At 34.1% G+C, this 25,685-nt stretch carries 22 protein-coding genes; 14 read left to right on the top strand and 8 right to left on the bottom strand.

Going from position 1 to position 25,685, the window contains the following annotated elements; translation table 11 throughout:
- Window positions 1-20: 20 nt before the first annotated feature.
- Window positions 21-1,043, top strand: a complete 1,023-nt coding sequence (locus ACKC83_RS06245) for a phytase (protein ID WP_434037413.1) — start codon at window positions 21-23, stop codon at window positions 1,041-1,043.
- A gap of 500 nt (window positions 1,044-1,543) precedes the next feature.
- On the opposite strand, the gene ACKC83_RS06240 is transcribed toward ACKC83_RS06245, so the two are convergent.
- From ACKC83_RS06240 to ACKC83_RS06225, 4 genes are all read right to left on the bottom strand, one after another.
- Window positions 1,544-3,313 (bottom strand): MutS-related protein, encoded by a 1,770-nt coding sequence (locus ACKC83_RS06240; protein ID WP_434037412.1) that lies wholly within the window; start codon window positions 3,311-3,313, stop codon window positions 1,544-1,546.
- Between the two features lie 101 nt (window positions 3,314-3,414).
- Window positions 3,415-4,170, bottom strand: a complete 756-nt coding sequence (locus tag ACKC83_RS06235) for a succinate dehydrogenase/fumarate reductase iron-sulfur subunit (RefSeq protein ID WP_038532388.1) — start codon at window positions 4,168-4,170, stop codon at window positions 3,415-3,417.
- A 10-nt stretch (window positions 4,171-4,180) separates the two neighbouring features.
- Complete coding sequence (locus tag ACKC83_RS06230; RefSeq protein WP_434037411.1) at window positions 4,181-6,193, bottom strand: fumarate reductase/succinate dehydrogenase flavoprotein subunit; 2,013 nt, start codon at window positions 6,191-6,193, stop codon at window positions 4,181-4,183.
- A 12-nt stretch (window positions 6,194-6,205) separates the two neighbouring features.
- Entirely contained in the window at window positions 6,206-6,883 is a 678-nt protein-coding gene (locus tag ACKC83_RS06225; RefSeq protein WP_414035635.1) for a succinate dehydrogenase cytochrome b subunit, read from the bottom strand.
- A gap of 376 nt (window positions 6,884-7,259) precedes the next feature.
- Between ACKC83_RS06225 and ACKC83_RS06220 the strand changes: the two genes are divergently transcribed.
- The 4 genes from ACKC83_RS06220 to ACKC83_RS06205 all read left to right on the top strand — a co-directional run bounded on the left by ACKC83_RS06220 (window position 7,260) and on the right by ACKC83_RS06205 (window position 11,744).
- Complete coding sequence (locus tag ACKC83_RS06220) at window positions 7,260-8,552, top strand: aminopeptidase P family protein (RefSeq protein ID WP_434037410.1); 1,293 nt, start codon at window positions 7,260-7,262, stop codon at window positions 8,550-8,552.
- A gap of 152 nt (window positions 8,553-8,704) precedes the next feature.
- Window positions 8,705-10,183 (top strand): MBOAT family O-acyltransferase, encoded by a 1,479-nt coding sequence (locus ACKC83_RS06215; protein ID WP_434037409.1) that lies wholly within the window; start codon window positions 8,705-8,707, stop codon window positions 10,181-10,183.
- A 2-nt stretch (window positions 10,184-10,185) separates the two neighbouring features.
- Entirely contained in the window at window positions 10,186-11,082 is an 897-nt protein-coding gene (locus ACKC83_RS06210; RefSeq protein ID WP_434037408.1) for a hypothetical protein, read from the top strand.
- A 95-nt stretch (window positions 11,083-11,177) separates the two neighbouring features.
- Window positions 11,178-11,744: a hypothetical protein gene (locus ACKC83_RS06205; protein WP_434037407.1), complete on the top strand. Its 567-nt coding sequence runs from the start codon at window positions 11,178-11,180 to the stop codon at window positions 11,742-11,744.
- A gap of 99 nt (window positions 11,745-11,843) precedes the next feature.
- Here ACKC83_RS06205 and ACKC83_RS06200 read toward each other — a convergent pair whose 3' ends face one another.
- Complete coding sequence (locus ACKC83_RS06200; RefSeq protein WP_434037406.1) at window positions 11,844-12,290, bottom strand: GNAT family N-acetyltransferase; 447 nt, start codon at window positions 12,288-12,290, stop codon at window positions 11,844-11,846.
- 21 nt (window positions 12,291-12,311) lie between these two features.
- Window positions 12,312-13,634 (bottom strand): aspartate kinase, encoded by a 1,323-nt coding sequence (locus ACKC83_RS06195; protein ID WP_434037405.1) that lies wholly within the window; start codon window positions 13,632-13,634, stop codon window positions 12,312-12,314.
- A gap of 102 nt (window positions 13,635-13,736) precedes the next feature.
- Here ACKC83_RS06195 and ACKC83_RS06190 point away from each other — a divergent pair, with 102 nt between their 5' ends.
- Window positions 13,737-14,393, top strand: a complete 657-nt coding sequence (locus ACKC83_RS06190) for a hypothetical protein (RefSeq protein WP_414035640.1) — start codon at window positions 13,737-13,739, stop codon at window positions 14,391-14,393.
- A 272-nt stretch (window positions 14,394-14,665) separates the two neighbouring features.
- Here the strand turns inward: ACKC83_RS06190 and ACKC83_RS06185 are convergent, their stop codons facing one another.
- The gene (locus tag ACKC83_RS06185; protein WP_434037404.1) at window positions 14,666-16,342 is read right to left on the bottom strand and encodes an FAD-dependent oxidoreductase; all 1,677 of its coding nucleotides are present in this window, start codon (window positions 16,340-16,342) and stop codon (window positions 14,666-14,668) included.
- 179 nt (window positions 16,343-16,521) lie between these two features.
- Here ACKC83_RS06185 and ACKC83_RS06180 point away from each other — a divergent pair, with 179 nt between their 5' ends.
- A complete protein-coding gene (locus tag ACKC83_RS06180; protein WP_414035642.1) occupies window positions 16,522-17,295 on the top strand; it encodes an alpha/beta fold hydrolase in 774 nt (257 codons plus the stop codon).
- 157 nt (window positions 17,296-17,452) lie between these two features.
- Here ACKC83_RS06180 and thiL read toward each other — a convergent pair whose 3' ends face one another.
- A complete protein-coding gene (gene thiL / locus ACKC83_RS06175; protein ID WP_414035643.1) occupies window positions 17,453-18,502 on the bottom strand; it encodes a thiamine-phosphate kinase in 1,050 nt (349 codons plus the stop codon).
- A 597-nt stretch (window positions 18,503-19,099) separates the two neighbouring features.
- Between thiL and ACKC83_RS06170 the strand changes: the two genes are divergently transcribed.
- The 7 genes from ACKC83_RS06170 to ACKC83_RS06140 all read left to right on the top strand — a co-directional run bounded on the left by ACKC83_RS06170 (window position 19,100) and on the right by ACKC83_RS06140 (window position 25,654).
- Window positions 19,100-19,429: a HesB/IscA family protein gene (locus tag ACKC83_RS06170; protein WP_414035644.1), complete on the top strand. Its 330-nt coding sequence runs from the start codon at window positions 19,100-19,102 to the stop codon at window positions 19,427-19,429.
- A 112-nt stretch (window positions 19,430-19,541) separates the two neighbouring features.
- Window positions 19,542-20,990, top strand: coding sequence for a Fe-S cluster assembly protein SufB (sufB, locus tag ACKC83_RS06165; RefSeq protein ID WP_414035645.1), 1,449 nt, complete (start codon window positions 19,542-19,544; stop codon window positions 20,988-20,990).
- A 20-nt stretch (window positions 20,991-21,010) separates the two neighbouring features.
- Window positions 21,011-21,412: a hypothetical protein gene (locus ACKC83_RS06160; RefSeq protein ID WP_434037403.1), complete on the top strand. Its 402-nt coding sequence runs from the start codon at window positions 21,011-21,013 to the stop codon at window positions 21,410-21,412.
- A gap of 11 nt (window positions 21,413-21,423) precedes the next feature.
- The gene (gene sufC, locus ACKC83_RS06155; RefSeq protein ID WP_434037402.1) at window positions 21,424-22,176 is read left to right on the top strand and encodes a Fe-S cluster assembly ATPase SufC; all 753 of its coding nucleotides are present in this window, start codon (window positions 21,424-21,426) and stop codon (window positions 22,174-22,176) included.
- A gap of 331 nt (window positions 22,177-22,507) precedes the next feature.
- Window positions 22,508-23,821 carry a Fe-S cluster assembly protein SufD gene (gene sufD / locus ACKC83_RS06150; RefSeq protein WP_434037401.1) on the top strand — a complete coding sequence of 438 codons (1,314 nt, stop codon included), beginning with the start codon at window positions 22,508-22,510 and terminating at the stop codon, window positions 23,819-23,821.
- Between the two features lie 96 nt (window positions 23,822-23,917).
- Window positions 23,918-25,132, top strand: a complete 1,215-nt coding sequence (locus ACKC83_RS06145) for an aminotransferase class V-fold PLP-dependent enzyme (RefSeq protein ID WP_434037400.1) — start codon at window positions 23,918-23,920, stop codon at window positions 25,130-25,132.
- A 48-nt stretch (window positions 25,133-25,180) separates the two neighbouring features.
- Entirely contained in the window at window positions 25,181-25,654 is a 474-nt protein-coding gene (locus tag ACKC83_RS06140) for a hypothetical protein (RefSeq protein ID WP_434037399.1), read from the top strand.
- Window positions 25,655-25,685: the final 31 nt, after the last annotated feature.

The following is a 25,685-nucleotide window of genomic DNA, read 5'->3' as shown; positions in this document are numbered from 1 at the left end:
CATATAAAAAGACACTTAACATGAAAAAATATTTATTAAGTATCGCTGTAGCCTCAGTTTGTTTTGCAGCTTGTAAAAACACGACTACGTTGCCTGAAATTAAGCCTACTTTAGTTTCTCAAAAAACACCTCACGACACAGACGATCCTGCCATTTGGGTAAACAAAAACAATCCAGCGCAAAGTATTGTGTTTGGGACAGATAAAGACGAAGTAAATGGTGGTGTTTATGCCTTCGACTTAGACGGAAAAATAATTAACGACAAAAGTCTTACCGGTGTAAGTTATCCTAACAATGTAGATATAGAATACGGTTTCGCCTTAAACGATTCGACTAAAATCGACATTATGATGTTTAGCGAACGTGAGAAAAACCAAATGCGATTATATGCTGTCCCAGACATGACGCCTTTAGACAACGGCGGATTTCCTGTTTTTGAAGATGAAACCGATTTAGAGTTAAGACGTCCTATGGGAATAAGTATCTATAAAAATCCTGCTACCAATAAGACTTACGCTATTGTTAGTCGTAAAAAAGGACCAACAGAAGGCTATTTATACCAATACGAGTTAATAACAAACAACAGTAAAGTAACGGCGAAATTGGTTAGAAAATTCGGAACCTTTAGCGGACAAAAAGAAATTGAAGCTATTGTTGTAGATGATGCTTTAGGACATGTATATTTTTCTGACGAAGGTGTTGGCATACGTAAATTCTATGCAGACCCAGCAAAAGGAGATGCTCAAATTTCAATGTTTGGATCTGAATATTTTACAGATGATATTGAAGGAATCGCCTTAGCCACTTATACTAATAATGAAGGTTTTTTAATTGTTTCTAACCAACAAGATCACAGCTTTAATATTTTTAAACGAGGCGATAATAGCTATGTAAAAACATTAAATTTAGGAACTATTGAAACCGATGGTTGCGATGTGACCACACAGCCTTTAGGGAGTAAATATCCAAACGGATTATTTGTATCTATGAACGACGAAAAAGACTTCTTCTTCCATAGCTTAGACTCATTAAAATTGAGATAATTTTAAAACCAAAATAACAAAACATCAAACGCCACTTTCAACAATGAAATTGGCGTTTTTTATTACACTGCCTATTAAGTAAAACCATGTCCTTTTAAGGTGTTCGAGCGGAGTCGAAAACTAAAAAAAAGAACACTTCATTATTCTTCCATTAAGCACATATTTCGCAGAAAAATATAATTAATAACACACCACAAAATAGCTGTATTATTTTTGGTTCTATCTAAAAATAATACACGCAAAAAACCGGTGAATAATTCAAAATGAAAACCGCTTATTATTCGAAGAATTAGTAAGACAATTAATAAGATTAAAACAGAAACAAAAATATCCTTAACCAACTAAATTACAGCTATTAAAATCACTAAAATCCTTAAGTTTTTATTAAAAAATATTCAACTTCTAGGAATAAAAATAATGTAGTAAAATCACCATGGAATTCAAAAAAACAACAATTCTTAAAACAACACTTATTTAAAAATTTTTAAGATTTTTGAACCTTATATAATTTCCATTTTTTTAAGTAAAAAACTAGCGTTCATATTCTGGCAAATTCCATCTTTAAATGTATAATCAAAGTGTAATTCGTCGTTAATAATTTCTGCATCAAAATAATGGTTTTTCACTTCTGATAATTCTTCCGAAATCTCACATAAACTCAAGTCGTGCGTCGCAATAATTCCTGTTGCATTCGAGGCTACTAATTTCTCGACAAATTTACGCGAACCAATTGCTTTATCGGTACTATTTGTTCCTTTTAAAATTTCATCTAAAACAATAAAATAACGATCGGTTTGTATGGCATCTACAATGTATTTTAAACGCGTTAATTCCGAAAAGAAGTACGAACTATCATCGGTTAATGAATCGCTTGTACGCATACTTGTAATTAACTTGATCGGATTGTAAGTACTTGTTTCGGCACACACAGGAAGCCCCACATTCGCCATAACAATATGCAAGGAAACGGTTCTAAGAAACGTACTTTTCCCAGCCATGTTTGCACCAGTGATAATAAAAAACTCTTCGTTTTTAATGTTTAGATCGTTATCTACGCGCTTCTCTGCTTTTAACAACGGATGTCCTAAGTTTTTAGCTAAAATGACATCATGATTTTTATTGATTTCTGGGATGATAAATTCAGGATTATTGAAGGTATAATTTCCTAATGAGTTATACGCATCGAAAAATGAAATCACATCGAACCAGTCTGTTGTTTTATGGGCGTATTTCTTTATCCATTGCTCGATAGCATAAGCGTTTTTAATATCGAGTAAAAAGAATCCATTTCCGAAAATAGCAGATATTAAATTATTCCGATTATCTAAACGATCTAATAATCGAGATAATTCTGAAAATATTTCTGAAGCTTTCTCTCGGTCTTGAGTAATCATTTTTTGTTTTTCAATCAGTAATTCCGATTGAAAAGTTTCTTGTTCAATTTTATCTAGTAAACCGGCATACTGCTTAAAAGTCTCCTTTAACTTATCTGTTTTAGATGCGATAATGTTTATAGATTTTAAATAGATTCCCGTAGTTACTAATCCCAGTAACAACCAAATTCCTAATAAATTTGCAGTCACCATATTTACATACACAAAAGCAAAAATTATTAATGTTACAAGTGTGAATATCCAAGGTAATACTTTTAGAAAAGGTTTGAATTTAGGTTTGTAATTAGACAACCACTCATTAATAGTTTTAGCAGGTGTTTCAACCTGTATCAAACTAGCAATAGCACTATAATTCTGTCTCCAAATGGCTTTATCTGAAAGTTCTTTAATGGCTTCCTGCCGTGTTGTTATATTATCAATTTCATTTGCTTTAAGTGCTTCGGAAAGCTTCTCTGTACCCTCTTTTATATACGTTCTATTAATGTTCTGAAAAAAAGATCCACGTCCAAACAAATCGATATCTAAACAATATTCGTGTAAGGGATCTTGAAACTCTAAACCGTCTAAACGATCGAAAAACCCTTCATTTTTAATCTTTATTTCATCTTCATTTACTGCAACAATAGCTTTTTCTAAATTACGCTTCTGTTTAATATTGGTATACTTCAGTAATAAAAACAAAAACAAGCTTATTCCAACTACAGCAATAGCTACTGCAACTTGCCAATTAGAAAACGTTAAATACACAGCATATGCAGCTACTACAAACACCACTAATCGCAAAATACTTAGTAGTCGCATTTGTTTATTAAGTGCAGTAGCTTTTACTTGATGAATTTGGGCTTGTTCTTTATAAAAAGTGATTGGAGATTTCATTCGGGAAAATATATGTAATTAAATAACACGGATAAAACTAAACAAAAAATCCCAAGCTGTGTGCTTGGGATTCTTATATTATAACAATTAAAAGGTTTAGATTATCCTTTTACATTTGCTTTCATAAATTCTCTATTCATACGTGCAATGTTGTCTAAAGAAATGCCTTTAGGACATTCTACCTCGCATGCTCCAGTGTTGGTACAGTTACCAAAACCTTCAAGATCCATTTGCGCAACCATGTTTTTAACACGTTCGGCAGCTTCAACTTGACCTTGTGGTAATAATGCGTATTGAGATACTTTAGCTCCTACGAATAACATCGCAGAAGAGTTTTTACAACTTGCAACACAAGCACCACAACCAATACATGCTGCAGCATCCATAGCTTCGTCGGCAGCGATCTTAGAAATTGGTAACGAGTTTGCATCTTGTGTATTTCCAGACGTATTTACAGAAATATAACCTCCTGCTTGCTGTATACGTTCGAAAGCCATTCTATCTACAATTAAATCCTTTATTACCGGGAAAGCTGCTGCTCTCCATGGTTCGATAGTAATGGTATCGCCATCATTAAACATTCTCATGTGTAATTGACAGGTTGTGATTCCACGGTCTGGACCGTGAGCTTCGCCATTAATATATAAAGAACACATACCACAAATTCCTTCACGACAATCATGATCGAAAGCTACTGGCTGTTCGCCAGAGTTTACTAATTGTTCGTTAAGAACATCCATCATTTCAAGAAAAGACATATGTTCTGAGATATCAGTTACTTTATAATCGACCATTTGACCCTTTGTACTTGAGTCTTTTTGTCTCCAAATCTTAAGCGTTAGATTCATATTATCCATAATGTCAATCTTATTTGTATGAACGTTGTTTCAGTTCAATATCTTTAAATTCTAATTCTTCTTTATGTAGAACCGCATCTGCAGGTTCTCCTTTGTATTCCCAAGCCGATACAAACGCAAAGTTAACATCGTCACGTTTTGCTTCACCTTTTTGCTCACCGTCTAATTCTACCGACTCTTCTCTAAAGTGACCTCCACAAGATTCTCTTCTTACTAAAGCATCTTTAGCGAACAATTCTCCTAATTCTAAGAAATCTGCTACACGTCCAGCTTTTTCTAGTTCTACGTTCATTTCGTTTGCAGAACCAGGAACCTTAACTTCTTTCCAGAATTCTTCACGAATCGCTTTAATTTCGGCCATAGCTTCTGTTAAACCTTTTTCGTTTCTAGACATTCCTACTTTATCCCACATTACTTTTCCAAGTTTTTTGTGGAAGTAATCTACAGATTTTGTTCCCTTGTTGTTAACGAAGAAATCGATACGATCTTTAACTTCTTTTTCAACTTCGTCAAATTCTGGAGTGTTGGTTGGAATTTTTCCGGTTCTAATATCGTGAGATAAATAATCTCCAATAGTATAAGGTAATACAAAATAACCATCGGCTAAACCTTGCATTAAGGCCGAAGCTCCAAGTCTGTTTGCACCGTGATCAGAGAAGTTTGCTTCACCAATACAGTAAAGACCTTCTACAGTAGTCATTAAGTTATAGTCTACCCAAATACCACCCATTGTATAGTGCGTTGCCGGGTAAATCATCATTGGCGTTTTGTATGGATTCTCATCTACGATTTTCTCATACATTTGGAATAAGTTTCCGTATTTCGCCTCAACAATCGCTTGTCCTAATTCGTATATTTTAGCTGGAGTAGCATCTTTTATACCGTGAATTTTAGCTTGCTCTTTTCCGTAACGTTCAATAGCGAATGCGAAATCTAAGTATACCGCTTCACCAGTTGCGTTAACACCGTAACCAGCATCACAACGTTCTTTAGCGGCTCTAGAAGCCACATCACGAGGTACTAAGTTACCAAAGGCAGGGTAACGTCTTTCTAAGTAATAATCTCTATCTGCTTCAGCAATATCCGTAGGTTTTAATTTCCCTTGTTGAATCGCTTTAGCATCTTCTAATTTAGCAGGAACCCAAATACGACCATCGTTACGCAAAGACTCAGACATCAATGTTAATTTAGACTGATAATCTCCCGAACGTGGAATACATGTAGGGTGAATTTGTGTATAACACGGGTTTGCGAAATACGCTCCTTTTTTATGAATTTTCCAAGCCGCCGTAGCGTTAGACCCCATAGCATTAGTCGATAAGAAATATACATTTCCGTATCCTCCAGTTGCAATAACTACAGCATGTGCAGAATGACGTTCTATTTCACCTGTAATTAAATTACGTGCGATAATTCCTCTAGCTTTTCCACCAATTTTAACAACGTCTAACATTTCGTGACGATTGAACATTTCAATCTTTCCACGAGCAATCTGACGGTTCATTGCAGAATATGCTCCTAATAATAATTGTTGTCCTGTTTGTCCTTTAGCATAAAATGTTCTTGACACTAATACACCACCAAACGAACGGTTATCTAATAGTCCACCGTAATCACGTGCAAAAGGAACCCCTTGAGCCACACATTGGTCGATAATATTACCAGACACCTCAGCCAAACGGTGAACGTTTGCTTCACGAGAACGGTAATCTCCACCTTTTACGGTATCGTAAAATAATCTATAATTTGAATCCCCATCTCCTTGATAGTTCTTTGCTGCATTTATCCCTCCTTGAGCCGCAATTGAGTGCGCACGTCTAGGAGAATCTTGATAAGCAAATGCTTTTACGTTATATCCTAATTCGGCTAACGTTGCTGCTGCCGAACCTCCTGCTAAACCTGTACCAACAACAATAATATCTATATTACGTTTGTTTGCAGGGTTTACAAGATCTATATGATTTTTGTAATCTGTCCATTTATCTTTAATTGGACCTTCTGGTACTTTTGAATCTAAAGCCATTTGTATTTAAGATTAATGGTTAAAAAAATGATAAAGTGCAATAAAGATAAATCCTAAAGGGATTATTATTGAGTATGCTTTACCTATAGTTTGCAATGTCTTTTTTCTTCCGGCTGTTCCTCCCATAGATTGGAACGCAGATGTGAAACCGTGTAATAAGTGTAATGCTAAAAACACGAATGCTATAACATAAGCTCCCACACGAATAGGATTTGCAAATTTATGAACTAATTCTTCGTAATAACGGAAACCTTCTACACCTTCCATGGTACCAGACCAATCGCCATTAATAAACTTTGTATTGATTTCTGGAAACCAAAAATCGATAAAATGTAAAATGATGAATGCTAAAATAGCAACACCACTCCAAATCATATTTCTACTCATCCAAGTAGAATTTGCTGCACCGTTGTTTTGTGCATACTTTACACCATTTGCTTTTCTGTTTCTAATTTCTAATACAAACCCCATCACAAAGTGAAATACAACTCCAAATATTAAAACCGGCTGTAACGCAAATTGAATTAAAGGATTTGTTCCCATAAAATGGGATACTTCGTTAAAAAGCTCAGGACTAAATACCGATAAAATGTTGATGGCAAAATGCTGAAGCAAGAAAAACATAAGAAAGAAGGCTGAAAGCGCCATAGCAACTTTTCTTCCTATTGATGAATTTAAAAATCCGCTCATTTTTTTATAATTAGTTTTATTCCCAACAAATTTAAACTAGAATAGTTTTATAGGCAAAAACTCGGACCTTTTAATTTATATTTAGAATGATTTTAAAGAACCCTATAATCAACTACAAAACAGTGTGTTACAAGGATATGAAAAAGAAGTCAAACGTTGACGCAAAAACTTTTAAGCTTCTGCTTTTAAAGTTCGTCTAATTTTAACTTAAAACAGCAGTTTTAGTAAATACGTAGACAACACCTACACACAATTACGTAGTAATACTAAATGTAGTCTTAAACTAAAACCTTTAACATCATTTTAAGTAATCTATTTATACCAACACCTATTATATATGTAATTTTGAGAAATCATCATTTTAAACTTATTTCACATGAAATATCATCACATAAATTCAGACTTATTCATTCAGAATAGAGCAAATTTTAAAGCTCAAATGAAACCGAAAAGCTTGGCTGTTTTTAATTCCAACGACGTTTACCCTATTGGCGCAGATAGCGCGTTACCATTTCAACAAGATCGCAATATTTTTTACTTAAGCGGTGTAGACCAAGAAAGCAGTATTTTAGTTTTATTTCCAGATTGCCCGAATCCAAAGCATCGCGAAATATTATTCTTAACAGAAACCAACGAACATATAGCTGTTTGGGAAGGTGCCAAATTAGATAAAGATGCCGCGTTTAAAACTTCAGGAGTTAAAACGGTGTATTGGTTACAAGATTTTGAACGTGTTTTTAAAGAAATCATGACACAGTGTGAAACGGTTTACGTAAACACCAACGAACATTATAGAGCCAATGTAGAAACAGAAACTCGCGAAGATCGTTTTAACAAGTGGCTACGAGAGCAATATCCAGCGCACAGTGTTGCAAAAAGCAATCCGATTTTGCAACGTTTACGCTCCGTAAAAAACCAAATAGAGATTGATTTAATTCAGCAAGCTTGCGATATTACCGAAAAAGGCTTCCGTCGTATTTTAAAGTTCGTAAAGCCAGGCGTTATGGAATACAATATTGAAGCTGAATTTATGCACGAATTTTTAAATAATCGCTCTAAAGGATTTGCATATACACCAATAGTAGCTTCAGGAAATAATGCCAACGTATTACACTATATTGAAAACAATCAAGAATGTAAAGCTGGCGATTTAATATTGTTAGATGTTGGCGCAGAGTATGCAAATTACTCGTCTGATATGTCTAGAACAATTCCAGTATCAGGAAAATTTACAGACCGACAAAAACAAGTGTACAATGCGATAAACCGCGTTAAAAACGAAGCCACAAAAATGCTTGTTCCTGGGACAATTTGGGCAGATTACCATGTTGAAGTCGGAAAACTTATGACTTCGGAATTATTAGGACTAGGTTTACTAGACAAAGCCGATGTACAAAACGAAAATCCAGACTGGCCAGCATACAAAAAATACTTCATGCATGGCACATCTCACAACATGGGATTAGATACGCACGATTATGGCATTTTAACCGAGCCTATGCAAGCCAACATGGTATTCACGGTAGAGCCAGGACTTTACATTCCAGAAGAAGGTTTCGGAATTAGAATTGAAGACGATGTCGTAATTCAAGAAAACGGAGAACCATTTAATTTAATGCGCAATATTCCAATTGAAGCGGACGAAATTGAGGACTTGATGAATGCTTAAAAATTCATTTATTTATAAAAAAAAAAAAAAGCAGAGCATTTTATGTTCTGCTTTTTTTTTACCAATAAGAAATCTTAAACTTAGATAATACTATAATTGTCTTCAGAAATAAACTATGTTTGCTTTTTAATTTAACATTTCTATTTCAAAAAATGCTATTTAATTCTATTGACTTTGCTGTGTTTCTTCCCATTGTTTTTGTTCTATACTGGTTTGTATTAAACAAAAACCTAAAGACACAGAATTTCCTAATTGTCGTTGCTAGTTATATTTTTTATGGTTGGTGGGACTGGAGATTCCTCTCTCTTATACTATTTAGTACAATAATAGATTATAATATTGGACTACTTCTTTCCAAACAAGATAATCTCCAGAAAAGAAAGGTCTTACTTTGGACCAGTATAATAATAAATTTAGGTTTCTTAGGATTCTTTAAATATTATAATTTCTTCATTGATAATTTTACTCAAGCATTTTCATTTTTCGGACATGAATTATCTACAAACACACTAAACATTATTCTTCCTGTTGGAATAAGTTTTTACACATTTCAAACGTTAAGCTATACAATCGACGTTTATAAAAAGAACTTAGAACCCACTAAAGATTTTATAGAATTCTGCGCCTTTGTCTGCTTTTTTCCACAGCTAGTTGCAGGTCCAATTGAAAGAGCTACACATTTATTACCGCAATTTAAAAAACAAAGAACCTTCTCTTATGCAGACGCAAAAGATGGGATGAAACAGATTCTATGGGGGTTATTCAAAAAAATAGTAATTGCAGATAATTGCGCAAGATTTGCTAACGAAATTTTTAATAATACTCATGCTAGCCAATTTCTTTCAGAGCATGGTCACTACCAAGGAAGCACCTTAGTACTAGGCGCTTTATTCTTTTCTTTTCAGATTTATTGCGATTTTTCAGGATATTCTGATATAGCCATAGGAGTTAGTCGATTATTTGGTTTCGATTTAAAGCAAAATTTTGCCTTTCCTTATTTTTCAAGAGACATCGCAGAGTTTTGGAGAAGATGGCACATTTCGCTTTCAACTTGGTTTAGAGATTATCTCTACATTCCTTTAGGAGGAAGCAAAGGAGGTATTAGGATGAAAATAAGAAATACTTTCATAATATTTATAGTAAGTGGGTTTTGGCATGGAGCAAACTGGACGTTTATAATCTGGGGAGCATTAAACGCTATCTATTTCCTACCTTTACTATTAACTAATAACAACAGGAACAACATTCAAGTTGTTGCAAAAAACAAATTACTCCCTTCTGCAAAAGACTTTTTAAAAATATGCTTAACTTTTTCCTTAACCATGTTTGCATGGATTTTCTTTCGTGCCGAAAATGTAACTCAAGCATTCATATACATCGATAATCTTTTCTCTACTTCATTATTTATTATCCCAAACTATTACGGGAGACGAGACTCACTAATTACCATGTGTTTTCTATTATTTTTTATAGTAATCGAGTGGATTGGAAGAGAAAACCAATATGCAATAGAGAAGGATTTTTTCAAAAAGCACAAATTAAACTGGATGTTCTTTTTATTTATCTCTATAATAATAATTGAGAATTTCGATAATTCTAAAGCGCAAGAATTTATATACTTTGATTTTTAAACATGAGAACATTTCTAATAAATATTTTTCGTTTCGGAGTACTTTTGATTTTTTATAAATTAATAACTTTTATCCTTTTAATTCCGACATTCACTAATCAATCCTCGAACGATTTTTACGGTGTAGATTCTAATAAACATAAAATAATTCTTGTCGGATCTTCTAACTTAGAACACAATATAGACTACCCCTTATTAAACAAAACATTTGAAAATTATGATGTAATAGGATGTAATCTTAATGCTCCTAGCGGTCTTTTCGCTACATTAAATAAACTTAAACAATTAAACCCTTCCGACCAAGATATAATAATACTGTGCCTACCTCATAGCTTATACGAGTCCGAGTTTTTATTACCTTTAAAAAGCAATCAAAAAATTGGTTTTAATCTAGACATGGTATTGAAATCATTTTACAACTTCCCTATCCCATCTCTACAAAGCTTTTTCACACTTAATATTAATGACGTTTACGACATAGGCACAAAAAGAGGCTATCTAAAGCCATCTAATGAAAATAATCTAAATACTTTTAGTCCATCACCTAAAATGCAAGGGAGCAAAGATTATTTAAATTGTAGCATAAATAATGAAGATATGTTCTTTATAACGAATGATACTTTTGAACAAGGCTTTTTAAGAAAGATAAATACATATATCGCAAGTGAGTTTAACTCTAAAATTTTCTATAGATATCCTGCAATTAGAGAGAATAATTTTGACATTAATAAATTTAGATTACAGTATCTAAATGAAGAGTTTGAATTTATCAATAGTTTCAAAAATTCCATTTATACCGAAAACTATTGGTATAATCAATGGTATCATTTAAATGCATGCGGAAGAGATTTAAATACTGAAAAACTAATTTTAGAGATAAAAAGCAAAATTGGTATTTAACCATTAATATCACACAAATATATTTTAGCAGAACTCTACATGGAGTTCTGCTTTTTTTTTATGATATTTGATTCGTTTATACGCAGCCAACTATTATGAAAAACCATCTATTTACGTTCTCTTTTTTAATCATTTCAATAATTGCAAACGCCCAGACTACAAGTGTCGAAAAATCTATTTACGGCATACAAACAGGATTTCTGGGACTTTATGGCTATAATGAAACCCGACTAACAAACAGCATTGCTTTACGCAGTGAAATTGGTCTTGACGCTGGAGTTTGGGGTAATGATATTAACGACATAGACGGCTTTTTACTTACACCTGGAATTACCGTAGAACCTCGCTGGTATTACAATTTAAAGAAACGCACCAAAAAAGGTAGACACACTGCAAATAATACAGGAAATTTTGTATCCATTAAAACAAGTTATCACCCGGATTGGTTTACGATTTCGGACGCAGACCATATAAATTTTATAGGAGACATATTAATTATTCCGACTTGGGGAATCCGGAGACATATTGGGAATCATTTTAATTACGAAGCAGGCATTGGCCTAGGCTACGGTCGCTACTTAGTCAATAAAGACGACTATTATTACGGCGATAAAAATGCAGTTGCCGCCAACCTTCATTTACGTATTGGCTACTCCTTTTAAATAATATAAATTCATAAAAAAAACGGAACCCCACTAAAGGTTCCGTTTTTACCTAATTATAATTAATCTGAACAGTTAATAAATTGTCGTAATAGGTTTTTAGCAATTATTCCACTCGTAATAATTGGAATCTTCGTTTAATTTAAAGCCCGTTTTTGGATATAATTTATTTCCAACTATATTCGATTTACTCGTCTCCAAAAACATGCCACAAGCATGAGTTTCCCTAACTAAATTTTTAGCAATTTCAATTAATTTTACAGACACGCCTTTCCCTCTAAAATCGGGAGTCACAAACAAATCGTTTAAGAGCCACAGCTTCTCCATTCTTGTAGAAGAAAACAATGGATACAACTGCACGAAACCTACTAATTGCCCCTTTTCATTTTCTGCAACAAAAATTTCAGAATCTCTATGTTTTAGTCTTTCAGAGAGAAACGTTACAGCACTTTTTACATCGGTTTCTTTGTTATAAAAAACGCGATATGCATCAAATAATACAGCAACAGATTTCAGATCGTTTTCGACAGCGTTTCTATACGTCATTTTCTTATTGTTAATTTACGTTTAAGCCAATGCCGTTTCAAATACGTAACGATGTAATTTCTGAAGTGTTTCCGTTTTATCGCTAGTATTTATTAATAGAGAAATATTGTTATTACTTCCGCCGTAAGAGATCATTCTAATGTTTATATCTTGTAAAATTTGAAATAATTTATGTGTGTCTGGGTGATGCACAATATTGTTTCCTACCACACAAACAATCGTTCTATGCGTATCTACCTCTACTTTAGAAAACTCTTCTAATTCTGCTACAATATCTTTTAAATATGTAGGATCGTCTATAGTTAAAGACACTGCTATTTCGGAAGTTGTAATCATATCGATTGACGTATGATATTTCTCAAAAATCTCGAATACTTTTTTCAAGAAACCAGACGCTTGAAGCATTCTAGCCGACTTGATTTTTATGGCTGTAATACCATCGATAGCAGCAATAGCTTTTATACCTTCACCTTCGGCAGAATCATCAATTAATGTTCCATGCGCAGCAGGCTCCATAGTATTTTTTATACGCACAGGTATTTTTAAATCACGTACCGGCATAACTGTTTGCGGATGTAAAATTTTCGCTCCAAAATACGCCAATTCAGCAGCCTCATCGAATGATAAATGCGAGATAGCATCGGTGTCGTGTACAAATCTTGGATCGTTATTATGGAATCCATCAATATCGGTCCAAATCTGAACTTCTTCAGCACCAACAGCAGCACCAATAATACTTGCAGTAAAATCACTACCTCCACGTTCTAAATTAGAAACCTGCCCATCGGCATCTAAACAAATAAAACCTTGTGTAATAAAAATTTCAGTATCTAAATTATCGTTTAAAACACGCTCTAAATTCTGTTTTATGTAAAACGAATCTGGTTCTTGTAATCGATCTGTTCGCATAAAGTCGAAAGCCGAAATTAAAGTTGCTTTTATACCGTCTTGCTGTAAAAAACGACTAAACATAAATGTAGATAACAACTCACCTTTAGACACAATTATTTTATACAATAACTTGTTTGTGGGTTGCGTGGTTAAATCTCTTAACTCACTAAAAACACCATCTATATATTGTAAAGATTCATCTATAAATTCTTGTTTCGAAAACAAATCGTTCACAACAACCACATAATTCTGATATAAGGTTTCTACTAGCGTTAAAGCCTCCTCAGATTTTCCTTCAGTAATGGTTTTCGATATTTCAACTAAAGCATTTGTAGTTCCCGACATCGCCGACAACACGACAACTTTTCTACCACCTTCTGATACGATACTTTTTACGTTGGTCATGTTTTTTACCGACCCTACAGAAGTTCCTCCAAATTTTAATACAAGCATAATTTTTAGTTTTAAAGGTTCAAATGTAATTAGAGTTAAACGAATTAAAATAAAAATGAAAAATTTGTTCTAAATTTGTACAAATTGTTAAATAATTAACAAATGAGAACTATAGCCTCTTGTGTAGAAGAAATTTTATTAGCGCAACCTTTTTTAGAGGAAGCCATTTCTAGAAACATTGTAAATTACTCTGCTTTAGCCAACGAGTTGGTAGAGCCTATTACAGAAATGCTCAGAAAACCGGTAAAATCTGGTGCAATTATGATGGCTTTACGCCGTTATTCGCCACCCAAAGATTTAGGAAATTCGGTACGACTAAAACGTGTATTAAATAGCTTAGGAGATATTACGGTACGTTCTAATTTATCGAACTACACCTTTAAAAACTCCAAAACGTTATTTGAAAGTCACGCCAAAGTCATTCAAAAAATCGGAGATAAATCGAATATTTTCTACGCGTTTACCCGTGGAATTCACGAAAGCAATATTGTTATTTCTAGCTCAGAACAACACCACATCGACACTTTGTTTTCTAATGAGGACCAAATAGGACTTCAGAATCACCTTTCAGCAATCAGCATAAATCTGCCTGCAGACAACACTAAAATTGCTGGTTTGTACTATCAGATCTTTAAACGTTTGGCTTGGGAAGGCATTACGCTTTACGAAGTGGTTTCAACAACAAACGAGTTTACCGTTTTAGTGGAAGAAGGCTATGTAAACAAAGCGTTCTCTGCCATTAAACGCTTACACAGTTAGTAGTTAGTAGTTGAGTTGAGGCACTTTAGTGGGCAAACCAATAATATTTACAAAAAACGTTGCTTCTAAACTATTTAAAAGCAACGTTTTTTTATTCTATAAAAAGGAATTTAGCTAACGATTATCAATAACTTTTTTAAATACGATACATGGCTAAACGTCAACCTACACTTGTTTAAAGGCCTCACACTTCACTCTTTTACATTGTTTTATATGATGCTAAAATAAATTCTGCATGACGTATTTACTTAGACTAATCAATAACCAAAGTATTATAAGTTTGGATATTCAATTTTATCGCTATACATCTCCCAAATTTTATAACCACCTCCTATATTAAGAATATCGGTAACACCGCTATGTCTAAGAATGGATTCTGCCAAATATCCACGCAATCCTTTCTGACAGAACACTATTACTTTTTTCTCCTGAACAAGAACACTATCAATATGTTGTCTTAACGTATCTAACGGACAATTAACAGCCCCAGGAATGGTTCCTTTTTTATATTCGTTCTCATTTCTAACATCTAATAACAGGTAGTCTTCTTTAGCTGAACTTTCCATAAAGCGATCTAATGCTTCGACCGAAATCTGATTACTTTTATTATTTAAAATATTTTCAATCACAAAACCCGCTACAACAACGGGATCTTTGGCAGGTGAAAAAGGTGGTGCATAAGCCAAATCTAATCGCGGTAAATCGGTTACTTTTAATTTAGCATAAATCGCCGTGCTTAAAACATCTACCCGTTTATCTACACCGTATTCTCCAAACAGCTCCGCTCCCAAAATCTCGTCTGTTTGCGGACTGTAATACAATTCTATAATTAAATCTTTAGGATTTGGATAATAACTAGGCGTTGAACCCGCAACTACTAAAACAGATTTAAAATCGATTCCGTTTTTATTTAAAGCAGTAGCATTCATCCCTGTTCTTGCCAAAGTATAATCAAACACCTTAACAATAGCTGTTTTATAAGCACCCTTAAAAGTTATATTTCCTGCTGTGGCATTTGATCCCGCCGCACGTCCTGCTTTATTAGAATGCGTTCCTAGAGGAAAATAATCATCTTCGTTGGTTTGTAAATTTCTAATTGAAATATTATCTCCTGCCGCAAACACATCTTTAATGGACGTTTCCATAAACTCATTTACTTTTAAAGCACCATTTCCAATAGCTTCTGCACCTTCATCTAAAAGTAATTGTGTATTGGGTTTAATTCCGGCACTTAAGATTACAAAATCTGTTGGAATATGCTTACCATCGCTTGTAATCACTGCTAAAATTTTTCCGTTTTTATCGATGTCAAATTTAGACACAAAGGTTCCTGATAGCACCTCAATCCCTTTTGAAACTAGAACCGCCTCTCCAAACTTTGCGAATTTTTCTTCCCACATATTTAAAACATACGGAGATCCTTCAATAAGCGTGACATCTTTCCCTGCCTCTTTTAAATTTTCGGCAACCTCAACACCAATTAATCCGCCTCCAACTACTGTGATATGCTTAGAAACACTAGTCAGTCCTTCATTTGTAATTTTATCGAAATCCACCATAGAGCGACACGTAGACCACCCCTGAGCTAATTTTATGTTATCGATTGGTGGCACCACAGAACTCGCCCCCGTCGCGAACACCAAAGTATCGTATCGATAGCCATCGGCTTTAGAGTAAACAATTTTTTCTTTGGTATTTATCCTTATAATTTCTTCATTTAAACGGACATCAATATTAAATCGCGTTTTAAGCAAAGCTGGCTTTACAACAAGTAAATTTTCTCTACTTTCTATTACTCCAGAAAAAGCATACGGCATACCACAAGTGGCATAACTTATATTTGCGCCTTTCTCAAATAAAATAATTTCTGCTTGTTCGTTTTCTCTTCTCGCTTTGGCCGCTGCAGATGGTCCTGCCGATAACCCTCCAATTACTATAATTCTTTTCATTGTACCTCTTAGTTTCTATACAAATTTGGACCAAACTTTTTTAACAAAGTGTAACGTATGTCACACAAGCGATTTCGTAATCCAATAATATCTAAATACGCTTTAAAAGACGAGCTCCTTTATATTATTACACGATAATTAACCTATGATTATTATCTTTGTTTTAACATTTATTAATTATGATTTTACAACATAAAGGTTCTCCTATTTATTTTAGCGACGAAGGCAAGGGTACTGCAATTATTCTACTTCATGGGTTTTTAGAAAACAGCAGCATGTGGAAACGCATAGCTCCCGTTTTAGCTAAGAAAAATCGAGTTATTTGTATTGATTTATTAGGCCATGGAGAAACGGCCTGCATAGGCTACATACACACAATGGATATGATGGCCGATGCTGTACAGACTGTTTTAAATCATTTAAAAATTAGGCGATACCATATTGTAGGGCACTCCATGGGTGGCTATGTCGCTTTAGTGTTAGCCGAACGCTTACCAGACAACATAAAAGGTTTGGTTTTACTGAATTCGCATGCTAAGCCCGACCAAGAAGATCGTGTTAAATTAAGAAATCGAGCCATTCAGGCCGCAAAGACAAATTATAGCACTGTGGTTAGTATGTCTGTGTCCAATTTGTTTAGACCAGAAAACACGAAGAAATTTGCCAAGGACATACAGTGGATTAAAGACGAAGCCCTAAACACACCCATCCAAGGCTATATCGCAGCTCAAGAAGGGATGAAAATAAGAAATGATCTAGAGGTTTTATTACACTTTTCACCATATCGAAAAATGATTATTTATGGTAAGAACGATCCGGTAATGGACCCCGAGATTATCTTACAACAAACAGCAAACACAGAAGTGAAATTAGTAGAGTTAAGTGGTGGACACATGAGTCATATTGAAAACGAAGACGACATGCTACACGAACTACTAAACTTTATCGAGTAAAGTAATAACTCATTTAGTCCGTTTATTTTAGTCATAATCAGCTATTTTTTACAACGAAAAGACTTAGCCAATACTCACAGATTTAGGCAAAAAAAAAGCTCAGAAAAGAACACTTTATACAGTGTAAATCTTCTGAGCTGTTAGGTTTTAAATATAATTATTTATCGTCTAAAGCATTCCAACCTTGTGCCACTAAAGGAATTTTAGTTTCTGCTCGTGTCACCAAATGCATTCCTGCATTTTCTTCAGTCATAAATCCAATTACCGTTAAATTTGGATTGGCTTTAATTTTAGGAAAATCTTCCTGAGATATAGTAAATAACAATTCGTAATCTTCACCACCGCTTAAGGCTATTGTAGTTCCATCGATATCAAACTCTTCACAAGTACTAATAAATTGCGGATCTAAAGGGATTTTGTTTTCGTATAAATCGCATCCCACTTTACTTTGTTTACACAAATGAATAATTTCTGAAGATAGTCCGTCGCTAATATCAATCATAGATGTTGGCTTAACCTCTAAATCTTTCAGTAATTTTATAATATCCTGTCTTGCTTCAGGTTTTAACTGACGCTCGATGATATACGTATACGGTTCTAAATCTGGCTGGCTATTTGGATTGACCTTAAAAACTTCCTTTTCGCGTTCTAAAACCTGAAGTCCCATGTACGCGCTCCCAATATCACCTGTAACAACTAATAAATCGTTTGGTTTTGCACCATTTCTATACACCACATCGTCTTTAGACACTGTCCCTAAAGCAGTAACCGAAATTAGCAAACCTGTAGTAGACGAGGTTGTGTCTCCCCCTACAACATCTACGCCATATGTTTTAGCTGCCGTTTCAATTCCAGCATATAATTCTTCAATAGCTTCTAAAGGAAAACGGTTAGACATCGCGATAGACACTGTGATTTGTGTTGCATTTGCATTCATAGCAAATACATCAGATAAATTTACAATTACAGCCTTGTAACCCAAATGTTTTAAAGGCATATAGCTCAAATCAAAATGCACGCCTTCAACTAACAAATCTGTTGTAATTACAACTTGCTGATCTTTAAAATCTAAAACAGCAGCATCGTCTCCAATACCCTTTATTGTAGTTTCTTGTTTTATTTCGAAATGCTTAGTCAGATGATCGATAAGTCCGAATTCACCTAACTGACTTAATTCTGTACGTTGTTGATTTTTATCTTCTATCATACTGCAAAAATAAGAAGCTTATTTTTAATTATTACTAAAGCAGGCACTGATTTTGCAATTAGCATTCCGAAATAGTAAACAACTTGAAAAGTTGAAATATTAAGAATACTTAAAAACTTCCCGCAAACAAACTATGACAAAAATCATATTTTTAAAACAGGTAATCAACATTGGGCCTACAGCGCTTCAAAAAAGCCTCTTTTTTAATTGAATTTAAAACACTCAAATAGGTTTTAAATTTAAAATAGACTGGATTCATTTCATAACATCACAAGACACCGTAACGAAGTAAAAAAGCGCATAAAAATCAGCTACTATTTTAAAATAATCGAAAAAACAACAACACTACAACGTTAAATATGAACCATTTAAAGCACTTCCTTTTGTAAAAAAAACAAATCGTATTAAAAACAATAAAATAGTCTCAAAAAATCTCATTTTAACGTTCTAAATTAAACATATCGTAAACAATTTAAGTTTTCAAAAACAATAGTCAAAATCAATCTAACTATTAGTTAATATAATGTAAGGTTACATGGAAATAACCTACTTAAATTGTATATTCGCAATCTCTTTAGAATTAATCTAATTTAATTTATGATAAAAGTATCTGAAACAGCCAAAAAGAAAGTCATTGAACTTATGACCGACGATGGGTATAACGCCACTACCGACTACGTGCGTGTGGGTGTAAAAAGTGGTGGTTGTTCTGGTCTGTCATACGATTTAAAATTTGACAAGGAACAACAAGAAGACGACAAGGTCTTCGAAGACAATGGTGTAAAAATTATTGTTGATAAAAAAAGCTTTTTGTACTTAATTGGAACCACTCTGGAATATTCAGGAGGTTTAAATGGTGCAGGCTTCGTGTTTAACAACCCTAACGCAAATAGAACTTGTGGATGCGGGGAAAGTTTTTCACTTTAAAATTTTTTAAAAATTAAAGTTGAAAGTAATCGAAGTTATAAAGTTAAATCACGGCTTTTACAAAACCCAAATTCAACTTTATAACTTTACACTTTAAAACATTATACTAAATATGAGTAAGTATACAGAGGATGACTTAAGGGAAGAATTAAAAACCAAGGAATACGAATATGGTTTTTATACTGATATGGAATCAGACACTTTCCCTATAGGTCTAAATGAAGATATTGTGAGAGCTATTTCCCTTAAAAAAGGAGAGCCAGAATGGATGACAGATTGGAGATTGGAAGCTTTCCGTGTATGGCAAGACATGGAAGAACCAGATTGGGCAAACGTAAATTATGTGAAACCAGATTTTCAATCTATTGCATATTACTCTGCTCCAAAATCGGTAGACCCAAATAAAACATTAGACGATGTAGATCCAGATTTACTAGCCATGTATAAAAAGCTAGGAATTTCTGTAGACGAGCAGAAAAAGATGAATAATGTGGCTATGGATATTGTTGTAGATTCTGTTTCGGTAGCAACTACATTCAAAAAAACACTTTCTGAAAAGGGGATTATTTTTATGTCCATTTCAGAAGCAATCAAGGAACATCCAGAGTTAGTTAGAAAATATTTAGGAACTATTGTACCTCAAAAAGACAACTATTATGCGGCCTTAAATTCTGCTGTATTTAGTGATGGGTCTTTCTGCTACATTCCTAAAGGTGTTCGTTGTCCGATGGAATTATCTACATATTTCAGAATCAATCAAGGAGGAACTGGTCAATTCGAACGTACACTTTTAGTTGCAGACGAAGGAAGTTATGTAAGTTACCTTGAAGGTTGTACAGCACCTAGCCGTGACGAAAACCAATTACACGCTGCCGTTGTTGAGCTTATTGCTATGGACAACGCAGAAATAAAATATTCTACAGTACAAAACTGGTTCCCAGGAAATGCTGAAGGAAAAGGAGGGGTTTACAATTTTGTGACTAAACGTGGACTGTGTGAGAAAAATGCTAAAATCTCATGGACACAGGTAGAAACAGGATCTGCTGTAACATGGAAATACCCAAGTTGTATTTTAAAAGGTGATAATTCTGTCGGAGAATTTTACTCGATAGCAGTTACTAATAATTACCAACAAGCCGATACCGGAACAAAAATGATTCATTTAGGAAAAAACACTAAATCGACCATTATTAGTAAAGGTATTTCTGCAGGTAAATCTCAAAACTCTTATAGAGGTTTAGTGCAAATTAGCCCACGAGCAGAAAATGCCCGTAACTTCTCGCAATGCGACAGTTTGTTAATGGGTAACGAGTGTGGTGCACATACATTCCCATACATTGAAGCTAAAAATAAAACCGCACAAATCGAACACGAAGCGACTACAAGTAAAATTGGTGAAGACCAGATTTTCTATTGTAACCAACGTGGTATCGATACTGAAAAAGCAATTGCTTTAATTGTGAACGGATTTAGTAAAGATGTATTAAAACAATTACCAATGGAATTTGCTGTTGAAGCTCAAAAATTATTGGAAATTAGTTTAGAAGGATCTGTAGGATAATCTTTTATAATCGCCTTAAAATGAAAAAAACACTCGTATTATTACTTTGCCTTTCGCTTTTTGTTAGTTGTAAGAATGAATCTAAAACAACTACAGAAACCATTTCTCAATCAGAAAGTAAGAACGCTCAAGTATTAAAAGGAGAATTTGTGTATTTCGCAGATGCCGCTATTTTACAAACCAAAGAAGAGGTTTACGGCATTATTATAAACGATAAAATGCACGAATTAGACAATCAAGCTAAAGCGTATAAAAAGGAAAGTACAGATATGGTGCCCGTAGAAATTAAAGGCATTGTGAAACCAAAAACAGAAGGAGAAGAAGGCTGGCCATTTCAAATAGAAATTACTGAAATTGTTAAAGTGAGTCCACCCCTAGCGCAAGACGCGACTACAATAAAAATTAAGAACACGAATAACTAAGATACAGAGTAATGTTAAAGATTAATAATTTACACGCAAGCGTAGAAGGTAAAGCGATTTTAAAAGGAATTAACTTAGAAGTTAAACCTGGAGAAGTTCATGCTATTATGGGACCAAACGGTTCTGGTAAAAGTACATTATCTTCAGTTATCGCAGGAAAAGAAGAGTATGAAGTAACCGATGGTGAGATTTATTTTGACGAAGAAAATATTGAAGAATTATCGGCAGAAGAACGCGCACACAAAGGCATCTTTTTATCGTTCCAATATCCTGTTGAAATTCCTGGTGTTTCGGTTACAAATTTCATAAAAACTGCAATTAACGAAACGCGTAAAGCAAAAGGATTAGAAGATATGCCTGCTAAAGACATGTTGAAGTTAATTCGTGAAAAATCTGAATTGTTAGAAATCGATAGAAAATTTTTATCACGTTCTCTTAACCAAGGATTTTCTGGGGGAGAAAAGAAACGTAATGAAATTTTCCAAATGGCTATGTTAGAGCCTAAATTAGCAATCCTTGACGAAACAGATTCTGGTTTAGATATCGATGCCTTACGTATTGTCTCTAATGGTGTTAATAAATTAAAAAGCAGGGATAATGCAGTTGTAGTTATTACGCATTACCAACGTTTATTAGATTATATCGTTCCTGATTTTGTACACGTTTTACTAGACGGAAAGATTGTAAAATCTGGTGGTAAAGAACTTGCACACGAATTAGAAGAGAAAGGTTACGACTGGATTAAAGAAGAAGTAAAAGGGTAATTAACGGATTGCAATTATAATTATCGTTTAAAGACCAAGTAAAAATATCTTCAGATTCCATTGCGAATACCATAGCCCAAAGATTTGAAACCAATATATTACGTTTTAATCAAAAGGCAAAACAGAAGAAACTAGGTCTTAATTATATAGAGTTTTGATTCAGAATGTATTTTCAGAAGAGGAATTCGAAACATTAGTTTCAAAATATGAATTTAAGCAAGCAATTAGTAACTTGATTTCATATTTGAACAAAAAAGATTTTAAAGGAAGCAAGTTTAAATAAGGCCAAAAGTGAACCACTTGAAACCTTAAACTTGAAACTATTAAGAAAATGGATTTAAAAGAAAAATTAGTGTCTTCGTTTATGGCATTCGAAAATAAAGTCGATGTCGATACACCTGTACATGCTATACGTAACGAGGCCTTCAAAATATTTGAAACTACCGGATTTCCTTCAAAAAAGGACGAAAACTGGAAATACACCTCGTTAAACAGTGTTTTAAAACAGGATTATAGCGTATTCCCTAAGCATGAAAATGCAATAGAATTTCGCGATGTTAAATCGTACTTAATACACGAAATCGACACGTATAAAATCATCTTTATAGACGGAAAATATTCGTCACATTTATCGCAAACTACGCACGATGGTATAGATGTTTGTTTAATGTCTTCGGCTTTAAATAAACCAAAATATCGCTTAGTTATAGAGAATTACTTTAATAAAGTCGCAGAAAAAGGTGGATTAACCTCTTTAAATACGGCGTTCTCTAACGAAGGTGCTTACATACACATTCCTAAAAATAAATTGGTAAATAAACCAATTCAAATTATACACTTTTCTACAGGTTCGGAAGAAGCAGTGATGCATCAACCAAGAAACTTAATTGTTGTAGACGAGAATAGTCATGTGCAAATAATCGAGCGTCACCAGAGTTTAAATGAGAATCCTGTTTTAACAAATTCGGTAACCGAAATTTTCGCCAACAAACGCGCTATTGTAGATTATTATAAGCTACAAAACGACAAAGAAAATGCATCGTTAATAGATAATACTTACGTAAACCAAAAGCAAGAAAGTCATGTTTCTGTTCATACCTTCTCTTTCGGAGGAAAATTAACTCGAAACAATTTGCACTTCTATCAAAATGGAGAACGTATAGATTCTACACTTAACGGGATTACTATTATTGGTAATAAACAGCACGTAGACCACAATACTTTGGTACACCATATCGAACCAAATTGCGAAAGTCACCAAGATTACAAAGGTATTTTTAACGACAGTAGTACCGGAGTCTTTAACGGAAAAGTGGTGGTAGATAAAGAAGCGCAAAAAACTAATGCCTTCCAATCTAACAATAATATATTACTAAGCGACAAAGCGACCATTAACAGTAAACCTCAGTTAGAGATTTTTGCAGACGATGTAAAATGTTCTCACGGTTGTACTATCGGTCAGCTAGACGAAAGTGCTATGTTTTACTTACGTTCTCGTGGAATTCCTCAGAAAGAAGCTAAAGCATTACTTATGTACGCCTTTAGTAATAACGTCTTGGATTCTGTAAAAATACCTGAAGTTAAATCTCGTATTAATAAAATTATAGCAGAGAAACTAGGTGTAAATCTAGGATTCGATCTTTAAAATTAGAAGCTAATTCCAGCTTTCGGCAGTCGCTTTTTTCTCGTGCCTCGAAAAAGAGCTCCAACAACTGCCTCTATCTGGGCTAAACCATCGATTATGTTTAACGTAGAACACATAAGACAAGACTTCCCGATACTTCACAGACAAGTAAACGGTAAACCTTTAGTGTATTTAGATAATGCTGCAACATCGCAAACACCACAAGCTGTTATCGATGCCATTGTAGCTTACTATAGCAACTACAATGCAAACATACATCGTGGGGTACACTCGTTAAGCCAAGAAGCAACAGATGCTTACGAGGAAGCACGAATAAAAATTCAGAACCATTTTAATGCCAAGTTTTCTCACGAAATTATATTTACGTCAGGAACAACACATGGTATTAATTTAGTGGCAAACGGATTTTCATCACTACTAAAAAAAGGAGACGAAATTATTGTTTCGGCTTTAGAACACCACAGCAATATTGTGCCTTGGCAAATGTTATGCGAACGTTCTGGAGCAACGCTTAAAGTAATTCCTATGAATTTAGAAGGCGAGTTAATCATGTCCGAATACCACAAACTCCTTTCAGATCATACTAAATTGGTATTTGTAAATCATATTTCGAATGCTTTAGGAACTATAAATCCTATTAAGTATATAATTGACGAAGCACATAAAGTTGGTGCGGCCGTTTTAATAGATGGCGCACAATCTTGCCCTCATATTAAACCCGATGTTCAGGCTTTGGATGTAGATTTTTACGTGACCTCTGCTCACAAAATGTGTGGCCCAACCGGAGAAGGTATGCTTTACGGAAAAGAAGATTGGCTTAACAAACTTCCGCCTTATCAAGGTGGTGGCGAAATGATAGACCAAGTCACTTTCGAAAAAACAACCTATGCAGGATTACCTCATAAATTTGAAGCCGGAACACCTAATATCTGTGGAGGAATTGCTTTTGGTGCCGCTATAGATTATATGAATGGTATTGGTTTCGATGCCATTGCAAACTACGAACACGAACTGTTAGAGTATGCCACTGCTAAACTTTCGGAAATTGAAGGATTAAAAATTTACGGGACATCTAAACAAAAAACGTCTGTAGTTTCATTTAATTTAGAAGGTATTCATCCTTACGATGTGGGTACCATTTTAGATAAATTAGGAATAGCCGTTAGAACAGGTCATCACTGTGCACAACCTATCATGGATTTCTATAAAATACCAGGAACGGTTAGAGCTTCATTCGCATTTTATAATACTAAAGAAGAAGTCGATGCTTTGGTAACTGGTGTTAAAAAAGCTAAAATGATGCTATCTTAAATTTACATTGAATTCTTTTTTGTAATTTTCTAGTATAAATTTCTAGTTATGAAATATATCACGCTCTTAGTAAGTATTATATTATGTAGTGCATGCGGATTAACTAAAAACAATTCGGAACCGGTACAAACTAATGTAAATTCATCTATAATGCATACCGATCAAAACGATGTGCTAATGGAATACACAGCCATTACTAGAGGATTATTTCTTAAAATTAGAATAGAAAATCAGGAGATACTTGTTAAAAAGGAACAATTTGGTCCTGACAAGATTAGAGATATTTCAGATACCGAATGGGACATTCTCATGCAGAAACTAGAAGCTGTAAACTTAAATACACTATCTAGTTTAGAAGCCCCTTCAATGAAACGCGCATACGATGGTGCTGCGGCCGCAAGATTAGAAATTACTGAAGCCGATTTAAAATATAGCACCTCAGAATTTGACCACAATAATCCGAATACTAAAATTGAACCATTAGTAGATTACATTTTATCTCTAGCCAAAACCGTTGAATAACAATTTTACAATTTGTAATTTTGATAAAAAT

The sequence above is a fragment of the Formosa bonchosmolovskayae genome, from assembly GCF_051016085.1.
In the GTDB taxonomy this organism is placed as follows: domain Bacteria; phylum Bacteroidota; class Bacteroidia; order Flavobacteriales; family Flavobacteriaceae; genus Formosa.
This window is presented reverse-complemented; position numbering and strand designations above follow the sequence as displayed.